Origin of the sequence: Terrisporobacter mayombei (assembly GCF_020748465.1) — a bacterium.
Classification (GTDB): Bacteria; Bacillota; Clostridia; order Peptostreptococcales; family Peptostreptococcaceae; genus Terrisporobacter; species Terrisporobacter mayombei.
On sequence record NZ_JAHZMP010000204.1, the window covers coordinates 1 to 462 of the forward strand.

General features: G+C 55.8%; 1 protein-coding gene. It reads right to left on the bottom strand.

Going from position 1 to position 462, the window contains the following annotated elements:
- On the bottom strand, positions 1-462 hold a 462-nt coding region (locus tag K0039_RS25240), incomplete at both ends, for an NAD-binding protein (RefSeq protein WP_228106874.1).

The window sequence follows — 462 nt, forward strand, 5'->3', positions numbered from 1 at the left end:
AATTCATCCCAGCCGTCCAGCTGGCGTCGTTCTTGTTGCATTTCACGCTGGAAAATCTCTTCCAGTTCGCGTCGGGCTTCCCTGGCGCGAGAAATTTGTACGGTATCGGCATGCATTGGGATGAGCTCTCGCAGCATCCGCATATCCAGGCGGCGAAAATGCAGTTGCGCTCGCTGTGCCTGATGCGGATGCATGCCAAGCGTGACCAGCGTCTTGCGCCCCCGCTCTAACGCACTGGAGAATGTTTCACGGGAAAACTGCGTCACCCCTGCCTGTAATAACTCATGCGCTTCCACCCGTCCGCGCGCTCGCGCAAGAATATGCAAATGCGGAAAGTGCTGTTGGCATATTTCCACCAGCTTCATGGTGTCTTCCGGCTCGTTACAGGTAATGACGATAGACTCAGCGGCCTCTGCACCCGCAGAACGTAAAAGATCGACCTGCGTGGCGTCGCCGTAATAA